At 67.0% G+C, this 1174-nt stretch carries 2 protein-coding genes; one reads left to right on the forward strand and one right to left on the reverse strand.

Annotated features, from left to right (window positions below):
• Positions 1-126: 126 nt before the first annotated feature.
• Complete coding sequence (locus ACIQOV_RS42170; RefSeq protein WP_401056537.1) at positions 127-561, reverse strand: VOC family protein; 435 nt, start codon at positions 559-561, stop codon at positions 127-129.
• Positions 562-836: 275 nt separating this feature from the next.
• On the opposite strand from ACIQOV_RS42170, the gene ACIQOV_RS42175 reads away from it, so the two are divergent.
• Entirely contained in the window at positions 837-1040 is a 204-nt protein-coding gene (locus ACIQOV_RS42175) for an EF-hand domain-containing protein (RefSeq protein ID WP_401056539.1), read from the forward strand.
• Positions 1041-1174: the final 134 nt, after the last annotated feature.

Below are 1174 nucleotides of genomic sequence, written 5' to 3' on the forward strand. Positions count from 1 at the left end.
CCCCCCAGGTCACGGACGTTCGTTCACGTCCACTCCCGAGCACACCAGCCACGCCACCCACGGCCCTGCGCCGACCGAACTCCGCGGGATCCGGCCGAGTTGCCTGCCGGATCCCGGCAAGCACGCTCAGTCGAGGCAGAACTCGTTGCCCTCGACGTCCTGCATCGCGAGGCAGGACTCGTTCTTGTCATCGGCGACCAGCAGTTGCACCCGTGTCGCGCCGAGCGCGACCAGCCGGGCGCATTCGGCCTCCAGCACCGCCACGCGCTCCTCGCCGACGAGTCCGGTGCCCACCCGCACGTCGAGGTGCACCCGGTTCTTCACGGCCTTGCCCTCGGGGACGCGCTGGAAGTACATGCGCGGGCCCACGCCCGTGGGGTCACTGGCGGCGAACCACGCGCCCCGCTCCTCGGGCGGCAGGGTGGCGTTGAAGTCGTCCCACGTGTCGAACCCCTCCGGCGGGGACGGCGGGACGTACCCCAGGACCTCGCACCAGAAGCGGGCGACGCGCTCGGGGTCCGCGCAGTCGAAGGTGACCTGGAACTGCTTGACCGATGTCATCGGGCCACCATAGTCATGACAAGTGGGAACCCGCCGCTCAATTTCCGCCGCGGATCCGCAGGTTGTGGGGCGTTGGGGCTCCTGATCCCGGGTCTCCGGCAGCCCTGGTGCCCGCCTTCGCCGCGTGGCCGAGCCTCGCGGGTGTGGAGTGAGCCGAACACGGAAGCAGTTATCAAATTATGGTCATTAAATATCCGCAATTGACCTCGACGGAACTCGTGGATTTGTGCTCTATGCTTCGGAGCCGCGGAAGAATCTCCTATCAAAGGAATCCCATGAGCAGCGCAGACAACAAGAAGTCCCAGTTCGACGAGATCGACACCGACGGCGACGGCTACATCAGCGCCGCGGAGCTCAAGGCCCACCTCCAGGAGAACCCCAAGGTGAGCGACGCCAACGCCGAGGCGCTCTTCAAGTTCGCGGACGACAACAGCGACGGCCAGATCAGCTTCGAGGAATTCGCCGCGGTCGTCAGGTAATCGTCTTTATCGGACGGTCACTCCGCGCTCCGGGAAGTCGGCCATGCCGACTTCCCGCGCACGGCAGTCGCGTCGGCGGCCCCTTGCCTCCCGCAAGGGGCCGTCGGTGTTCCCTCCGGGGGGTGGGGCTGGCC

Origin of the sequence: Kitasatospora sp. NPDC091257, assembly GCF_044757675.1 — a bacterium.
In the GTDB taxonomy this organism is placed as follows: domain Bacteria; phylum Actinomycetota; class Actinomycetes; order Streptomycetales; family Streptomycetaceae; genus Kitasatospora; species Kitasatospora lactacystinica.

Excerpts from the sequence above, each read along its gene's own strand:
- ACIQOV_RS42170 (WP_401056537.1), bottom strand. The coding sequence starts at position 561 with ATGACATCGGTCAAGCAGTTCCAGGTCACCTTCGACTGCGCGGACCCC.
- ACIQOV_RS42175 (WP_401056539.1), top strand. The coding sequence starts at position 837 with ATGAGCAGCGCAGACAACAAGAAGTCCCAGTTCGACGAGATCGACACC.